At 67.0% G+C, this 15,161-nt stretch carries 14 protein-coding genes; 3 read left to right on the plus strand and 11 right to left on the minus strand.

The features are described 5' to 3' along the window. The first annotated feature begins 122 nt into the window (after positions 1 to 122). The 3 genes from Q0K12_RS01945 to Q0K12_RS01955 all read left to right on the plus strand — a co-directional run bounded on the left by Q0K12_RS01945 (position 123) and on the right by Q0K12_RS01955 (position 4,246). On the plus strand, positions 123 to 923 hold the full coding sequence (locus Q0K12_RS01945) for a hypothetical protein (RefSeq protein WP_297259906.1): 801 nt from the start codon (positions 123 to 125) through the stop codon (positions 921 to 923). A gap of 92 nt (positions 924 to 1,015) precedes the next feature. After that, entirely contained in the window at positions 1,016 to 2,029 is a 1,014-nt protein-coding gene (locus Q0K12_RS01950; RefSeq protein WP_297259907.1) for a hypothetical protein, read from the plus strand. A 186-nt stretch (positions 2,030 to 2,215) separates the two neighbouring features. After that, positions 2,216 to 4,246, plus strand: a complete 2,031-nt coding sequence (locus tag Q0K12_RS01955) for a methyl-accepting chemotaxis protein (RefSeq protein ID WP_297259910.1) — start codon at positions 2,216 to 2,218, stop codon at positions 4,244 to 4,246. A gap of 513 nt (positions 4,247 to 4,759) precedes the next feature. On the opposite strand, the gene Q0K12_RS01960 is transcribed toward Q0K12_RS01955, so the two are convergent. The 11 genes from Q0K12_RS01960 to Q0K12_RS02010 all read right to left on the minus strand — a co-directional run bounded on the left by Q0K12_RS01960 (position 4,760) and on the right by Q0K12_RS02010 (position 14,901). Further along, positions 4,760 to 5,149, minus strand: coding sequence for a hypothetical protein (locus tag Q0K12_RS01960; RefSeq protein ID WP_297259912.1), 390 nt, complete (start codon positions 5,147 to 5,149; stop codon positions 4,760 to 4,762). A 210-nt stretch (positions 5,150 to 5,359) separates the two neighbouring features. After that, complete coding sequence (locus tag Q0K12_RS01965) at positions 5,360 to 7,681, minus strand: ATP-dependent RecD-like DNA helicase (protein ID WP_297259914.1); 2,322 nt, start codon at positions 7,679 to 7,681, stop codon at positions 5,360 to 5,362. Next, positions 7,674 to 8,000 (minus strand): helix-hairpin-helix domain-containing protein, encoded by a 327-nt coding sequence (locus Q0K12_RS01970; RefSeq protein WP_297259917.1) that lies wholly within the window; start codon positions 7,998 to 8,000, stop codon positions 7,674 to 7,676. Before Q0K12_RS01970 ends, Q0K12_RS01965 begins: the two co-directional genes overlap by 8 nt. Then, positions 8,000 to 9,121 carry a chorismate synthase gene (gene aroC, locus Q0K12_RS01975; RefSeq protein ID WP_297259919.1) on the minus strand — a complete coding sequence of 374 codons (1,122 nt, stop codon included), beginning with the start codon at positions 9,119 to 9,121 and terminating at the stop codon, positions 8,000 to 8,002. Before aroC ends, Q0K12_RS01970 begins: the two co-directional genes overlap by 1 nt. A gap of 286 nt (positions 9,122 to 9,407) precedes the next feature. Further along, positions 9,408 to 9,626 (minus strand): translation initiation factor IF-1, encoded by a 219-nt coding sequence (gene infA / locus Q0K12_RS01980; protein WP_006008898.1) that lies wholly within the window; start codon positions 9,624 to 9,626, stop codon positions 9,408 to 9,410. 76 nt (positions 9,627 to 9,702) lie between these two features. Beyond that, a complete protein-coding gene (gene lgt / locus Q0K12_RS01985; RefSeq protein ID WP_297259921.1) occupies positions 9,703 to 10,482 on the minus strand; it encodes a prolipoprotein diacylglyceryl transferase in 780 nt (259 codons plus the stop codon). Beyond that, on the minus strand, positions 10,479 to 10,997 hold the full coding sequence (gene moaC / locus Q0K12_RS01990) for a cyclic pyranopterin monophosphate synthase MoaC (RefSeq protein WP_297259923.1): 519 nt from the start codon (positions 10,995 to 10,997) through the stop codon (positions 10,479 to 10,481). Before moaC ends, lgt begins: the two co-directional genes overlap by 4 nt. Before the next feature lie 34 nt (positions 10,998 to 11,031). Then, on the minus strand, positions 11,032 to 12,201 hold the full coding sequence (locus tag Q0K12_RS01995; RefSeq protein WP_297259924.1) for a metal-dependent hydrolase: 1,170 nt from the start codon (positions 12,199 to 12,201) through the stop codon (positions 11,032 to 11,034). Positions 12,202 to 12,288: 87 nt separating this feature from the next. Further along, entirely contained in the window at positions 12,289 to 13,440 is a 1,152-nt protein-coding gene (locus Q0K12_RS02000; RefSeq protein WP_297259926.1) for a metal-dependent hydrolase, read from the minus strand. 159 nt (positions 13,441 to 13,599) lie between these two features. Next, entirely contained in the window at positions 13,600 to 14,430 is an 831-nt protein-coding gene (locus Q0K12_RS02005) for a hypothetical protein (protein ID WP_297259928.1), read from the minus strand. A 72-nt stretch (positions 14,431 to 14,502) separates the two neighbouring features. Further along, entirely contained in the window at positions 14,503 to 14,901 is a 399-nt protein-coding gene (locus Q0K12_RS02010) for a hypothetical protein (RefSeq protein WP_297259930.1), read from the minus strand. Between the last annotated feature and the right edge of the window lie 260 nt (positions 14,902 to 15,161).

Below are 15,161 nucleotides of genomic sequence, written 5' to 3' on the forward strand. Positions count from 1 at the left end.
TTTGTTGGTTTGTCTGGTAACTTCCAACTTACCGAATGAGGAAAGGGTGAACAACCTATCGGAACACAACACCTAGGCATCCGCGTATTCTGACGGCGACCCTGCTCTGCGGGGTCGCCCTTTTGTTGCAGGCCGCCCTCGTGCAGGCCGCACCGTCCGCCTTGCCCGCTTCGGAAACGCAGCGCATCGTCTCCGCCCTGCTGGATGTGCTCGACGGCGACTCCCCGGCACAGGCCCTGCGGGACATCGCCCGTTACCGCGAGGCGGGCTTCGTCTACCAGCCCGCGCTGGCCGTCTCCGAAGAGACCTGCCCCACCGAGAACGAGGATCAGCGGGCCGTGCTCAGCGGCATGATCGCCGCGGATCGCGGCTTTGCCTTCTTCTTCGGCAAGCCGGAGGACGCCTTGCGGGAGAACCGCCAACTGCAATCGCTCTGGCAGCAAAAGCTGCCCTCCCCCAGCAAGGAGGAGCTGCGCACCCTGCGCGACAAGCCCCAGAGCGAGCGCGCCCGCGCCATTGCGGAAAAATACCGCAAGCAGGAATACGCGGCCTTCGTGCGCGCGGCCGCCAGGGATGAGCACCTGCTGCGCCTGCTGGGCGCGCACATCTACGGGGTCTATATCGAACGGCTCTACATGACCTCGGTCATGGTGCTTGCCGCCGCCGAGAGCGACGAACTGGAACCGCTCTTCCTCGTCCATGAGAACCTGGCCGCGCATCACGGCAAGGCCCTGGAACTGCTGGGCAAGGAAGGCATGCTGGGCAGCGGGGAGGAGAACGCCCGCCGGGCCGAGCTGGCCAAGCGGCTTCAGGGCCTGCTCACGGCCGACAAGGGCCGCCCCACGCTGGACGGCCTGCGGGAGATCGTCACGCTCACCCAGGAAGAGCGCACCGTCTACCTGACGCCCTGCCCGCTCCCTTAACGCCCCTGCAACGGCGCAAGACCGCAAAAAGCACAACGACCGTCCTGAAGCGTCCCGGCTTTGGGACGGTCTTTTTTTACCGAGGCTCCCCCATGCCCCCGCATCTGCCGCCCCTGTCCGCCCTCCGCCGCGTCCTGCTCCTGTCCGGCATCCTTGCCTGCGCCGTTCCGGCATCCCCTGCCCAGCCGCGACAAACATCCGGCCCCGGCAGCGCCGACCTCAAGCGCCTGGTGGAGGAAGACGCCGGCGCATTCAAGACCTTCGTCATCCAAAACGGCATCAGCTTCGTTCCCGGCCCTGAGTATCCCGCACAGGAGGCCGCCCGCGAGAAGGCGTACCGCATCGTCCTTGCCCTGCTGGATAGCCTGGACGGCGAGGCCCCGGCGCAGGCCCTGCGGGACATCGCGGCTTGCCGTGCGGCGGGCTGCGCCCTGGGACCGGAACACGCCCTTGTCGAAGCGGCCATACGCCTGCCTGCCTGGCCCTGGCAAGAGCAGGAAGAGATCGTCCTCGACCGCCACGCCGTGCTCGGCGGCCTCATTGCCGCGGATCGTGACTTTGCCCTCGTTTTCGGCAGGCCGGAAGGCTTTTTGCGGGAGAACGCCCCGCTGCGCGTCGCCTGGTCGCCCGCCCCCGACCTGCCCTGCCCGCCGTCGCCGGAGGAGGCACGCATCCTGCGCAGGCTGCCGCACAGCGCACAGGCCCTGTCCGTAGCCGAAGCCTGCCGCCGACGGGAGTACGCGCTGCTGATCCGCGCGGCGGCCCGGAGCCAGACGCATCTGCGACGTCTGGGCGGCTATCTTTACGGCCTCTATGTGGAAAGCTGCCATCTGTCGTCGCTCATGGCGACGGAGGAAGCCACGTGCGCCGCCGCGGCAGCCTGCGCTGCGCTGCAAGAGGGGCTGGCCGCCCGGCTCGGCAGGGGACTCCAGCTGCTGGGCAGGGAAGGCATGCTGGGCGGCGGGGAGGAAAACCAGCGCCGGGCCGCGCTGGTCGAACGCCTGCTCTCCGCCTCCAAAGCCGCCTCGTCCACGGCCTGCCTGCGGGATATCCTTTCCCTCAGCCGCGAGGAACGCAGGCGGCATCTGCTGCCGTTCCGCCCCTGAAAGCCGCCCTCTCCAAAGCTCGCTGTGGGAATCATACATTGCGACGTTTTGCGCCGACTTACTTCTTTTTTCATTGCAGTAACGATAAATTACTTGTTTTCCCTATGAATTTTTCTTTTTTTGTCGATAACAGGAAAAAAATCCCCCTGTTCTACGCCAGTTTTCCGGCAAAAGCGAGAGGTGTCTATGCGCCTGAACCTGACTCTCAAGGTTGTTATCAGTCTCTTTTGCTCCATGCTGCTGACCAGCGCCATCACCGTTGCCGTCGGCATCCACTTCATGACGCGCCCTCTGGAAGAATCCATCAGCGACAGCCTTGATCGGGTGCATCGCAATATGGATGCCGTCAACACGGCCACCTCCCAGCGGTATCGCTGCATCGGCCTCGCGCTGGCGGAAGACGGCGCACTGCGGCGCGCCGTGGAAGCAAACGACCGTCAGGCGATCCAGACCCTTATCAACGACTTCGGCCGTCAGAGCCAGATCGACATCATCATGGTCGGCAACGCCGCGGGCGAGGTGCTGGCGAGCAAGAGCGACAAGCAGACCGGCAGCGACGAATCCGCCTCCGCCGCCGTCAAGTCCGCCCTTGGCGGCCAGGAAACGGTCGGGATCTGCAGGCTCGCCAAGGTGCCTCACCTGCTGGGCGCGGTGTTGCCCATCCGCCAGAACGGCGGAAAGGTCATCGGCACCCTTGCGCTGGGCGTTTCGCTCGACGAGCCCCAGCATATCGACTGGCTCAAGCGGATCAACGACCTGGAAGTCACCTTCTTTGAAGGCGATACCCGCGTCATGACCAGCATCGTCGCCAACGGGCAGAGGGCTGTAGGAACGCGGCTGGAAAGCCCCGAGATCCTGGATGCCGTCCTGCAGCGGGGGCAGTCCGCCACGCAGGAAAACGTGATCCTTGGCGAGCCCTACCGCTCCATTTACTGGCCGGCCCGGGATGCCGGGGGACAGATCATCGGCATGTGGTTCGCCGGCGTGCCGGTGGCGACGCTGGATGCCCTGCGCAATGAAGGGATCTCCGTCACCTGCCTGGCCAGCGGCGGCGTGCTGCTGGTGCTGCTGGCGCTCTCGGTGCTGCTGGGCATCCGCCTGGCCCGCCCGGTGAAGCATATCACCGCCTATACGCTGGCCGTGGCCGCCGGAAATACGCAAGCCGTGCTGGATGTGCAGGGCAAGGACGACATGGGCCAGCTGGCCGACGCCTTGCGCGGCATGGTGAGCAGCCTGCAGCGGAGCACCACCGAAGCGGAAGCCAAGACCCGCGAAGCCGAGGCGCGCGGCGAAGAGGCCCGCAAGGCCCTGGCGGAAGCCGAAGAGGCCCGCAAGCAGGCTGAAAGTGCGCGGCACGAAGGCATGCTCGCCGCGGCGGCGCGCATCGAGAGCGTGGTGGAATCGGTCAGCGCGGCCGTGAGCAGCCTTACCGTCGAGATCGACAACGCCAGCCAGGGAGCCAGCCAGGCGTCGGCCCGTCTGGGCGAAACGGCGACGGCCATGGAAGAGATGAATTCCACCGTGCTGGAAGTGGCCCGCAGCGCGGGCAATGCCGCCGACATGTCCACCGAGGCCCGCAGCAAGGCCGATGAGGGGGCCACGGTGGTGGCCAAGTCCGTGCAGAGCATCCAGAGCGTGCAGGACCAGTCCGGCCAGCTGCGTCAGGACATGAATACGCTGGCCGAACAGGCGCAGGCCATCAGCCAGATCATGAGCGTCATTTCGGATATCGCCGACCAGACCAACCTGCTGGCCCTCAACGCGGCCATCGAGGCGGCGCGTGCCGGCGATGCCGGACGCGGCTTTGCCGTTGTGGCCGACGAAGTGCGCAAGCTGGCGGAAAAGACCATGAACTCCACCACGGATGTGGCCACGGCCATCCATGCCATCCAGAACAGCGCCGACAAGAGCATGAAGCAGGTGGACATCGCCGTGGAGAACATCAGCCAGGCCACGGGCTTTGCCGACCAGTCCGGCGCGGCCCTCAAGGAGATCTTCCAGCTTATCGAGACCTCCTCGGATCAGGTGCGGGCCATCGCCGCGGCCAGCGAGCAGCAGTCCGCTGCCAGTGAGGAGATCAACCGCTCCATCAGCGAGGTCAACCAGCGGGCCGACGAACTCGCCCGCGCCATGCGCACGGCGGCCGCCGCCGTGGAGAGCCTGAACACGCAGACCCAGAACCTGAGCCACATCGTCGAGGATCTGAAGAACAGCTAGGGCCTGTCAGCACTCCTTACTGCCTGTTTGGGAGGAAGGGAAAGCCCTCCGCCGGCACGGGAGATTGTTTGTAAAATTTGCACTACTACGCCTTGGAGTGTTTCAGCTTTGAAAAAGGGGAAACGCGAGGCGGCGGCACAGCGCCGCCCGGCCGAAAGCGAGCGGAAAACCACGCGTTTTCCATAGTGTGAGGGCAGCATCCGCATGGAAATTGGACACAATTTCCATACGGATCCGCGCTAACGGACAGAAACCATCCGCCCCGCATCTCCTGCGAGCATGCGGGGCGGACGAAGATCGGGGGGAACTGGCGCGACATGCACGGTCGATCGCGCCGGTTCCCCCCGAAATATGTTGTGCGGGGATAGCATCCCGCTCCGAGGCGGCCCTCTTCTCGCCCGCCTTCGCGGGCACGACTCACGAGTCTCCGCCCTGACGCCGGGGCGTCAGCCGGAGCCTTCCGGCAGCGTCATGCGAACGCTGCGCGCTGACGGGGCGTTCCGTCCGGTCTGCCTACATGAGGAACTTGTTCACCGCCGTCATGATGGTGGCGGAAGTAAAGAAGGAGAAAACAGAGATCAGCAGGGACATGATGCCCAGAAAATACTGCTTCCTCCAGAGGGCCACGCAGCCCAGCACCACCGCCGGCGGGATGAAGAGCGGAGCAAGGATGAAGACGCTGGACACGGCGCAGACCATGGCCGCGATGCCGATGATGCGGTTGGGCGCGACAGGAGCGGACGAGTTGGCGCGCAGGAGAGCGTCGGCCGCGCCGCCGCCAAGGCTGTTGCGCGGAACGTAGTTATCATCGTCGCGCAGGATCTCATCCGCCAGTTCGGGGTCGATATCGCTGTCTTTGCTGTTGTCGATGACGACGCCAAGACGTTTGTTTTCTTCAGCCATGATTCTGCTCCTTTTCCGGCGGGGCCGGGGCTCCGGCAGCCTGCCGTCGATTCTCCTTATCCTATTTGACACGAATTGCAAATGCCTTTCCCGCGCCTCTCCCCGGAAGGGCCGGCGCGGTACGACGCCTTTCCGCAAGACGCTTGCGGCCCTTGCGGCAAACCGCAACGCGTCGCTGGCCGCCCAAACCGGCGGCGGGGCCATGGCCGCTTACGCTTTCCGCTCCCGGTGCGGGGGCGGGGCGGCATCCGGCGGCCGCAGACGCTCGGTGAGGCGGGTATGCCGGATGCGGGTACGGTTGTTCTTCACGGCCATGTGCAGGGCGCGGGCCTCGCCCACCAGCACCACCAGCTTCTTGCCGCGCGTCACGCCGGTATAGACCAGATTGCGCTGCAGAAGGACATAATGCTGCATCATGAGCGGGATGACCACGGCCGGATATTCCGAGCCCTGCGACTTGTGGATGGAGATGGCGTAGGCCGGGGCCAGCTCATCGAGCTCGTCGAAATCGTAGGGCACCACGCGGTCGTCGAAATTGACGCTCAGGGTGCGCTCCTTGCCGTCCAGAAAGACGATGCGGCCCACGTCGCCGTTGAAGACGTCCTTGTCGTAATTGTTGCGGATCTGCATGACCTTGTCATGCAGGCGGAAGGCCCGCTCGCCGCGCCGCACTTCCGTTCCGTGGGGATTGAGCGCCTCCTGCAGGCGGGCATTGAGCTCGCCCGCGCCCACGGCCCCGCGATGCATGGGCGTGAGCACCTGGATGTCGTCCACCGGGTCCAGCCCGAAACGCCGGGGGATGTGGTTGCGCACCAAATCCACGATGAGATCCGCCGCCTTTTCCGGCACGTCCTGCCGGATAAAGTAGAAATCCGACAGCCTGTCCCGGCTGGATTCCAGCGACGGAACCTGCCCGCGATTGATGAGGTGGGCATTGCAGATGATCTCGCTTTCCGCCGACTGCCGGAAGATCTCGGTCAGCTCCACCACCGGCACCGCGCCGGAGGCGATAATGTCGGCCAGCACGTTGCCCGGCCCCACGGACGGCAGCTGATGCACGTCGCCCACCAGCACCAGCGTCGCCCCCAGCGGGACGGCCTTGAGCAGATGGTAAAACAGCAGGATGTCCATCATGGAGGCCTCGTCCACCACCAGCAGGCCGCAGGCCAGCGGATTGTCCTCGTTGCGGGCGAAGCCGTCTTCCTTGGGGCTGTATTCCAGCAGACGGTGGATGGTGCGCGCCTCGCGGCCCGACGTCTCGGACATGCGCTTGGCGGCCCGCCCCGTGGGCGCGGCCAGCAGGATGCGCGCCCGCACTTCGCCGAACAGGCGGATGATGGCGTTGATGATGGTGGTCTTGCCCGTGCCGGGGCCGCCGGTCAGCACCATCACCTTGCTGCGGGCGGCGGTACGCACGGCCTCGAGCTGCTCCGGCGCGAGCTGGATGCTGAGTTCTCCCGTCACCTTGTCCACCAGCGCGTCAGGATCGCTGAACTGCACGGACTTGGGCGAGCGCAGCAGGCGCTGGAGGTAGAAAGCCGTCTTGGATTCGCAGTGATGGTAGCGCCGCAGATAGACCGCCGGGGAAAGAGGCGGGACCTCGGCTTCGTCTTCCACCGGCGCGGGGCAGAGCGGCTCTTCCGGCCATTCCCGCACAAGGCGTTCCTCGGCTTCCAGCACGTCCAGCGCTTCCAGCACGAGTTGCTCTTCCACGCCGAGCTGTTCGCAGGCCTGGGCCAGCAGCTCTTCCTGCGGCAGATAGACGTTGCCGTCGTCGGTGGATTTTTGCAGCACATAGAGGATGCCCGCCTGCACGCGCAGGGGGTTGTCCACCTCGAAACCCAGCTTGCGGGCCGCGGCGTCGGCGGTCACGAAGCCGATGCCGTGGATGTCCATGGCCAGCCGGTAGGGATTCTCCCGCACCACTTGCAGCGCCTCGCCGCCGTAAGCCCGGTAGATGCGCACCGCATAGGCGGGCGTGATGCCGTGCGGCTGCAGGAAGAGCATGAGGTCACGGATGCCGCGATGCTCCTGCCAGCTCTGGCAGATGCGCTCGAAATTCTTCTTGCCCACGCCCCGGATCTCGCGCAGACGCTCCGGCTCCTCGTCCAGGACGCGGATGGTGTCCTCCCCGAACTTTTCCACGATGCGCCCGGCCATCTCCGACCCCACGCCCCGGATGAGGCCGGAGGCCAGGTAGAGCCGTATGCCCTCGGTGGTGGCCGGCAGGATCTCCTCGGCCAGATCGAAATGGATCTGACGGCCGTAGCGGGCATTGACCTGCCAGCGGCCCGAGACCTTCAGGTGCACGCCGGGCTGCGGATGCACCATATGCCCTACGCAGGTCACGGGATCGCGGCTCAGACCGCGCGCGGGCGCGCCCTGCACCTTGCTCTGGCCGGGCAGGGGCTTGTCCGGCTGCAGCCGCAGGACGGTATAGCCGTTCTCCTCATTGTGGAAAACGACCCGCTCCAGCGTGCCGCACAGTTCCACGGCATCGGGATCCTGCAACAGGGGCAGCACATCACTCATGGGCAGACTCCGGGACAGGGGAAAGCGGCGGCACGTCGCCCGCCTTGCGCCGCCGCGACCACCAGAACCAGTCCCGCCGCTCGGGCGGACAGGCGGGCTGGCGGGCCTGCTCGACGACGCAGCGCAATTGATCCAGCACGCAAATGTCCTGCGGCCCGCGCAGCCGGCACAGCGCCGCGTACAGGCCGTCGGGATCGGCCCGGCGCACCTCCCCCACGCAGGCCATGCCCAGCGCGTGGAGATCCGCCGTCAGGGCCGGACCGCAACCACGGAAAAGACCGGACCGCAAGGGCGTCGCGTCAGGCAGCGGAGCGGCCATCACCAGCGCCCGTCCCGCAGAGCGGCCGGACGCGGCAGGGGCAGCACGTTTTCCGGCAGCGCCGCCATGCGCGCCTGCAGCAGCAGGGCATCGGCCAGCGTGAGCGCGGTCATGGCCCGCAGCACGGGCACGATGCGCGGGATGGCCGAAAGATCATGCCGTCCGCCCACCAGCACCGTGGCCGGGCGGCCTTCCCTGTCGATGGTCCGCTGTTCCTGGGGGATGGAGGCGATGGGCTTCACGGCCACGCGCAGAAGGATGTCCTGCCCGCTGGAGATGCCGCCGAGGATGCCGCCCGCATGGTTGGAGGCAAAACCCTCCGGCGTCAGCGGATCATTGTTGGCCGAGCCTGTGCTGCGGGCCGCGGCAAAGCCGTCGCCCACCTCAACGCCCTTGACCGCGCCCACGCCCATGAGCGCGTACGCCAGACAGGCGTCCAACTTGTCGAAGGCCGGTTCCCCCCAGCCGGGCGGCACGTTGCGGGCGCGGATCTCCACGATGCCGCCCAGCGTGTCCCCGGCCTTGCGGGCTTCGGCCACGCGTTCGTCCCAGCGGCTGACCACCGCCGCCGAGGCCGCGTAATAGGGCCGCGACAAGGCTTCTGACAGTTCGCGCTCTTCCGGCGGCACGGCGATGCCGCCCAGCTCCACGGCCGCGGCATCCACGCCGATGCCGTGCGTCGCCAGCAGCAGACGGGCCACGGCTCCGGCGGCCACGCGCGCGGCCGTCTCACGCCCGGAAGAGCGCCCGCCGCCGCGATAATCGCGCAGGCCCTGGAATTTCTGGAAAAAGCCCCAGTCCGCATGGCCGGGGCGGAAGACCTCGGCCAGATTGCCGTAATCCTGCGATCGCTGATCCTCGTTGGCGATGTGGAAGGCTATGGGCGTGCCGGTGGTCCGTCCCTCGAAGACGCCGGACAGGATGTGCACCGTGTCCGACTCCTTCCGCTTGGTGGCGGCGGGCCCCTGCCCCGGCTTGCGCAGGTCGAGGTCGCGCTGCATGTCCGCCTCGCTCAGGGGCAGTCCGGCGGGACAACCGTCCAGCACGCCGCCGATGCCCGCGCCGTGCGACTCGCCATAGGTGGTAAGGCGCAGGATGCGCCCGAAGGTATTGCCGGACATGGGTCCTCCTGGGTTGCACGATGGCCGGACACGGCGTTCGCCTCAGGCCGGCGCGGCCCGTTTGTCGCCCGTTCATCGTCTGTTCGCCGCCCGTTCCCGGCCATTCCCGTCTGGCGCGGCGTGACGGGAAGCCGCTTCCCTCACCGGCGGCACGCCGCCCCTTTTGAGCCTAGCAGAAAGCCTTTCCGTTCTCCAGCCGCCGCCGGGCCCCGTGCCGCAACGACGAAGAGCGCACCGCCTGCATCAGAGGCAGGGGGTGCGCTCCCCAAAAAGCGGCTGCGGGAGGCTACTTCATGCGGTAGGTGATGCGGCCGCGCGTCAAATCGTAGGGAGAAAGCTCCACCTTCACGCGGTCGCCGGGCAGAATGCGGATGTAGAACTTGCGCATCTTGCCGGAAATATGGGCCAGCACTTCGTGCCCGTTCTCCAGCTCGACGCGGAACATGGCATTGGGCAGAGCTTCCTGCACCACACCATCTACTTCAATGGAACCTTCCTTGGCCATGACGCCTCCCGATAAAATCTGTCTATCCAGTCAGCATAGCCTGAAAACGGCGCACCTGTCAAACGATGAACGCCGCTCACATCGCCTGCGGGCGGGGCCGCCATATGAGCCAGGCCCCGACGAGGATGAGCGGCAGGCAAAGCACCTGCCCCATGGTCAGCCAGCCGAAGGCCAGATACCCCAGCTGCACGTCCGGCACGCGCACGAATTCCACCCCGAAGCGGAAGATGCCGTACAGCAGGGCGAACAGACCGGCCACCGCGCCGGGGCGGCGCTTCCTGGCCGAGAAGAGCCAGAGCACCACGAAGAGTGCCACGCCTTCGAGCAGCGCCTCGTAAAGCTGCGAGGGATGGCGCGGCCAGGGCCCGCCGGAGGGAAAGATCATGGCCCAGGGCAGATCGCTGGGCTTGCCCCAGAGCTCGCCGTTGATGAAGTTGCCCATACGCCCGAAAAAGAGCCCCTGCGGCACCAGCGGCGCGATGAAGTCCGCCACTTCCAGGAAGGGCTTGTTGCGCGTGCGGGAAAAATACCAGAAGGCCCCCACCACGCCCAGCAGACCACCGTGGAAGGACATGCCGCCATTCCAGACGCGGAAGATCTCCAGCGGGTCGCGGATGTATTCCGCAAGGTCGTAAAAAAGGACGTAGCCCAGACGCGCGCCGAGGATGACCCCCAGCATGACGAAGGTCAGCAGGTCGTCCACATCCTGCGCGCGCCAGCCCGAACCGGGCCGGGAAGCCCGCAGGCGGCCCAGGATCCAGCCGCCCAGAAAGGCGAAAAGGTACATGAGGCCGTACCAGCGCAACTGGAGCGAGCCGATGCTGAAGGCCACGGGGTCGATCTGGGGAAAGGTCATGCGTCCCGCCTCCCCATATCCTCGGGCAGGCGGGCGTCGGGCGCTTCAAAGCGACCGCTCTTGCCGCCGTCCTTGAGCAGCAGGCGCACCCGCTTGATGACGATGTCCCGCTGCACGGCCTTGCACATGTCGTAGATGGTGGCGGCCGCCATCTGCGCGGCCACGATGGCTTCCATCTCCACGCCGGTGGGGCCGTCGGTGCGTGCCTCGCTCAGGATGCGGATGGTGGCGGCGGCCTCGTCGATCTCGAAGCGCACGTCCGCATAGCTCAGGCCCAGCGGATGGCACATGGGGATGAGTTCCGCCGTGCGCTTGGCGGCCATGATGCCGCCGATCTTGGCGCAGGTGAGCACGTCCCCCTTGGGCAGGGCCGCGCGCCGCAGCAGATCCAGAGTGGCGGGGGCCAGCCGCACGAGAGCTTCGGCCACGGCCACGCGCCGGGTGGCGGGCTTACGCCCCACATCCACCATGCATACGTTGCCCCGGCTGTCCAGATGGGAAAAGGCGTTGTCCATGCAATCCTCGCTGGTGTTGGTGTGGCTGATGTCTTTACCGGAGGCCGGGCTCCGCGTCCAGCCCCGGCGCGGGCCGCCCGAACGTCCAGGCCCCGAACGGCAGCCGCAGCTCTTCGCGCGATGGCGGCCCCTGCCCCCCGGCGTCCCGAGGGTACGCCTGCCGCAGCCGCAGCGGCGCGGGCGGATCGCCCCAGAAGCCTGTCAGAAAGTGCCGCACCGCCGGGATGCTGCTGCCGAAACGCTCATCCTGCACGAGGACGATATGTTCGCCTTCGGCCCAGGCCGTCGCCCTGTCGGGCGGGACCGGCGTCCAGGGCAAAAGGGCCGCATCCAGGAAGGCCGCCCCCAGCGGCGATGAGGCGCGCAGCTTCGCGGGCAGTTCCCGCGAGGTGAATTCGCACAGGCGCGGCCCGTAGAAATGCTCCGGCGCAAGCAGGCCCTCGACGCAGACGAGGGTCGTCATCTTGGGCAGCTCCTCCTCGTAGACGACGCGCCGCAGGCCGGGCACGAACACATCCGGCAGCACGGCAAGGCGGCCGATATGCCGCCCCTGCGCCGCGAAGTCCGCCCGGCAAGCCTGTTCAAGGATCGCATCATAGGCCAGTCCGAGACAGGGATAGCCCAGCAGCCAGACCAGCGCCCAGCGGGCCGGACGCGGACTGCGCCGCCGCACGGACAGGATGATGCCGGCCAGCGGCGCCAGCAGCATAAGCGGATCAAGGCAGGATACGGCATTGCCGCGCCAGCGCTCCCCCGAAAAAGGGGCAAACAACTTGGTGCCCCAGGGCGTGACGGCATCCAGCCAAAGGTGCAGGCACAGCAGCCCGCAGCAGAACAGCCAGACGCGGGCCCACGAGGCCGGCGGCGTGCCCGCCTGCCGGAACAGCCGGAACAGGGGCAGGCAGCAGAGCGCCAGAAGAGGGACCAGCGCCAGACCGTGCAAGAGGCCGCCGTGCAGGACGAGGAAGGCCTGCTGCCCGGCCAGCAGGGAGAGCGCGTCCAGATCCGGCACAAGAGAGATCAGGACGACCGCCGCCAGCGCCCGGCGGTCCAGACCAGGCGGAAAAAGCGCGCTTTCCCCGCGAAACGACAGGCCGTACGGTTGGCAAGGCGAGCGATTCAGACAGAACAGGCGCTTGAGGACGGGACGGGGCAGCGCCAGCAGCGCGGCAACGCCCGCCGCGGCATGGGTCAGCGGCTCCACGGGCCGGACTCCGGGCCAGCCTCCGGCCGTCATCCGCAGCCGGAGCGCAAGCGGCGCAACAAGACGGCAAACGCATTGCGGTCCGCCTCAGCGCAGGCCCAGCCACCAGTCCAGCCCCTGCGCCGGCCGGGGCGGACGCGGCGGCTGCCAGCCGGAATCCCGGCCGCTGTCCGGCAGATAGAGGCGTTCGCGCAGCAGGCGCGGCACGGCATCGGACGCGTAGCCCAGCTCCACGAAGAGCCGGAAGGGCGAACCGCCCTCCCCTGCCCGCCGGCGCATGATCCAGCGCACGAAACGCAGACTGCTGCCGAAACGCTCGTCCGATATTTCCAGATAGCCGCGCAGGGCCTGCGGCTGGGCCGCGGCCGCCGCCTGTTCGTCCGGGGCGGACACGGCATCCGCGGGACGCAGGTTCTTCGGGACGGGCAGGGTCAGCGGCAGCAGGCTGAAATCAAGGAAATCCCGGCAGATGGCGGACTGCTCCCGCAGGCTTGCGGCCAGCTCCGGCCGCAGGGCCGGCCGGGGGAAACCCCGCTCATGCGCCCGGCCCAGCGCGGTCAGGCCGTCGGCGCGCACCACGAGGCCGTTGGACTGCCGCTCCTCGTAGAGCGCCCGCCAGAAGACCGGGGAAAAGGCGTCCGGCAACACCACGAGCCGCTCGATCTCCCGGCCCTGTCCGGTCAGCTCGGCCCGGTAGGCGGCGGCCAGATGACTGTTGAGCCCGATGGCGCAGCAGGGATAGAGCGCCAGCCAGCACAGGGCCAGCCGCGCAGGGCGGACGGCGGAACGGCGCAGGGCGAACCAGACCGCCGCCAGCAGGGGCAGCGTCAGCAGCAGATCGATGATGAACACCCCGTTGAGGCGTACCCGCTCCGCCGAGAACGGCAGGAAGATCATGGTGCCGTAGGTGGTGATGCAGTCCAACCAGATATGCAGGAGGATGAGCCCGCCGAAAAAGAGCCAGACCAGCGGCAGCGGCCAGCGGCCCGGCGTGTCCCGCCTCCAGAGGGGGCGGGCCGCCAGCGCCAGCAGCAGGGCCAACACGGGCAGATAGAACAGGGAATGCGTGAAGCCGCGGTGCAGCTGCAGGAATTGCAGCGGCCCGCGAACGAAGGCGATGTCGATATCCGGAAAGGCGGCCACCAGGGCGGCCAGCGGCACGGCCCAGCGGGTGGCGGGACGGCGGGGCAGGGCCAGCATGGCCACGGCCCCGGAAGCGGCATGGGTCAGGGGATCCATCGTTCTCCTCGTATGGGTCGTTCAGGACGGGTGGCGGACGCTGCCGGAGGCCGGCCCGCGCGGGCACGCCTCCGCATCTTCCCGCCGCGCGGCGAGGCGCGGCGACACGCCGAACATACGACGAGACCCGCGCGAGAGCAACAACGCACCGGGGCGGGGCTATGCCCGCTTGTTTTCCCGGGGGCGGTCTTGCCGCCGTTTCGCGGGAAGGTTTTTCCTGGCGCTCCCGTCAGCGCCTTTTTTTGGGGGGTGCAGCGACGCCACGTCGGCCTGGAGCGCGGCGGCAAACTTCTCGGCCTCAGCCGCCCAGGACGATGCCGTCGTATCGTCCTGTTCCCACGCTCTCCACTTGCGTACCAGCAGCTTTCCCAATTTGAGCCAGAACGGCATATACCTGTAAACAATGACGAGATCATCCCGTATCTCTTCGGGGTATTCCTCCAGGATTTTCTTGGGGATGGCGTCACCCTCCTCCTCCCGGGGAACGCCGCCGTCTTCCTCCACCCAGCGAAACCGCATGTGCTTCAGCCCCACATAACGTCCTCTAATATGGCAGAAGTACCCTCGCACGGGGTGCAGAAACATGAAATAAAGAAAGTTGATGTATCCCAAGACGACAACGAACAACAGCTTTATCGCCGCTTCAACAACATTCGGACTGGGTTCGTTGTCCTCTATCTCTTTTTTTTCCCGCTGGCGCTGTTCCCATTCCTCTCGCCACGTCGCCCCCGACAAGGGCGTCTCCAACGATTCCGCCCCGAACGCGCCGCGCGAAACCACCCTCGTCCGTGCCGCCTGTTCCTCGGCCCGCCGTCGTTCCGCGTCCGTCAGACGATGCTCGATCCGTTCATGAGGCTCTCCCGTCCCGAAGGCGGCCCCGGGCGTACCGCTCCCCTCGGCAGCCGGAACCGCCACCGGAAGCAGACACAGGCCAAGCAGCAGACAGGCAAGGCAACGTGGCGGAACGATGCTCCCGCCGATGATTTGCATGGTTGACATATCTTTCCTCATATGACGGCGAGCATATCGGCATGGCCGGGGCGGGGCCTTCCGTCTTTCGGCTTATTCCGTCTTGTCCTTGCGCCGCCTGCGCTGCCGCAGCCAGTCCGCATAACGGCTCGTGCCGCCGCGGGCCGGTCGGGGAGGCGTCCCCGGCGGCGGGCTTGCCGTGCCCGCTCCTTCCGACGCCGAAACATCCGCCGCGTCCGCCCCAAGTCGCCGTGCGCAACGCTCCTCTTCCTCTGTCAACGGCTGCCGCAGCACCAATACGGCAAACAGGCGCGGCAGCGCCTCGCAGAAAAGGATCTTGAGCAGTTGCCACCGACTGCGCGGCGGCTGGGTACGGTCCAGCCGGTGTTTGTCGCCGACCACGAGGATGAGCGCCACAAGCCCCAGCACGCCGGCGGCGATGACCGACAACAGCGACAGCAACAGCGTCTCCAGCAGGGTCAACAATTCCATGAGACCTCCGGTTCCCGCCCGTGTCACGGATGACGACGTTCACCGACAGCGACGCCAGACCGTCCACAAGACGCGTGACGCCTCATCCACAGCTTGGCCAGCGGGACACGCGGACAGGTACCGCCGGAGCGGCAGGCGGACGTCCGCCCATGCCCCCCTAGAACGTTTTCGCGTTGATAAAGGTAAAACGCGAGGCGGCGGCACAGCGCCGCCCGGCCCTAAGAGGGCGGAAAATCGCGTTTTTTCCGCGAAACGACAGG

The sequence above is a fragment of the uncultured Desulfovibrio sp. genome, from assembly GCF_944324525.1.
Lineage (GTDB): Bacteria > Desulfobacterota > Desulfovibrionia > Desulfovibrionales > Desulfovibrionaceae > Desulfovibrio.

What these genes read in the sequence shown, in the direction of transcription:
- Q0K12_RS01950 (WP_297259907.1), top strand. Translation starts at nt 1,016, where the DNA reads ATGCCCCCGCATCTGCCGCCCCTGTCCGCCCTCCGCCGCGTCCTGCTC.
- lgt (WP_297259921.1), bottom strand. Translation starts at nt 10,482, where the DNA reads ATGACCTTTCCCCAGATCGACCCCGTGGCCTTCAGCATCGGCTCGCTC.
- Q0K12_RS01960 (WP_297259912.1), bottom strand. Translation starts at nt 5,149, where the DNA reads ATGGCTGAAGAAAACAAACGTCTTGGCGTCGTCATCGACAACAGCAAA.
- infA (WP_006008898.1), bottom strand. Translation starts at nt 9,626, where the DNA reads ATGGCCAAGGAAGGTTCCATTGAAGTAGATGGTGTGGTGCAGGAAGCT.
- Q0K12_RS02005 (WP_297259928.1), bottom strand. Translation starts at nt 14,430, where the DNA reads ATGCAAATCATCGGCGGGAGCATCGTTCCGCCACGTTGCCTTGCCTGT.
- Q0K12_RS02010 (WP_297259930.1), bottom strand. Translation starts at nt 14,901, where the DNA reads ATGGAATTGTTGACCCTGCTGGAGACGCTGTTGCTGTCGCTGTTGTCG.
- Q0K12_RS01965 (WP_297259914.1), bottom strand. Translation starts at nt 7,681, where the DNA reads ATGAGTGATGTGCTGCCCCTGTTGCAGGATCCCGATGCCGTGGAACTG.
- Q0K12_RS01970 (WP_297259917.1), bottom strand. Translation starts at nt 8,000, where the DNA reads ATGGCCGCTCCGCTGCCTGACGCGACGCCCTTGCGGTCCGGTCTTTTC.
- Q0K12_RS02000 (WP_297259926.1), bottom strand. Translation starts at nt 13,440, where the DNA reads ATGGATCCCCTGACCCATGCCGCTTCCGGGGCCGTGGCCATGCTGGCC.
- aroC (WP_297259919.1), bottom strand. Translation starts at nt 9,121, where the DNA reads ATGTCCGGCAATACCTTCGGGCGCATCCTGCGCCTTACCACCTATGGC.
- Q0K12_RS01955 (WP_297259910.1), top strand. Translation starts at nt 2,216, where the DNA reads ATGCGCCTGAACCTGACTCTCAAGGTTGTTATCAGTCTCTTTTGCTCC.
- moaC (WP_297259923.1), bottom strand. Translation starts at nt 10,997, where the DNA reads ATGGACAACGCCTTTTCCCATCTGGACAGCCGGGGCAACGTATGCATG.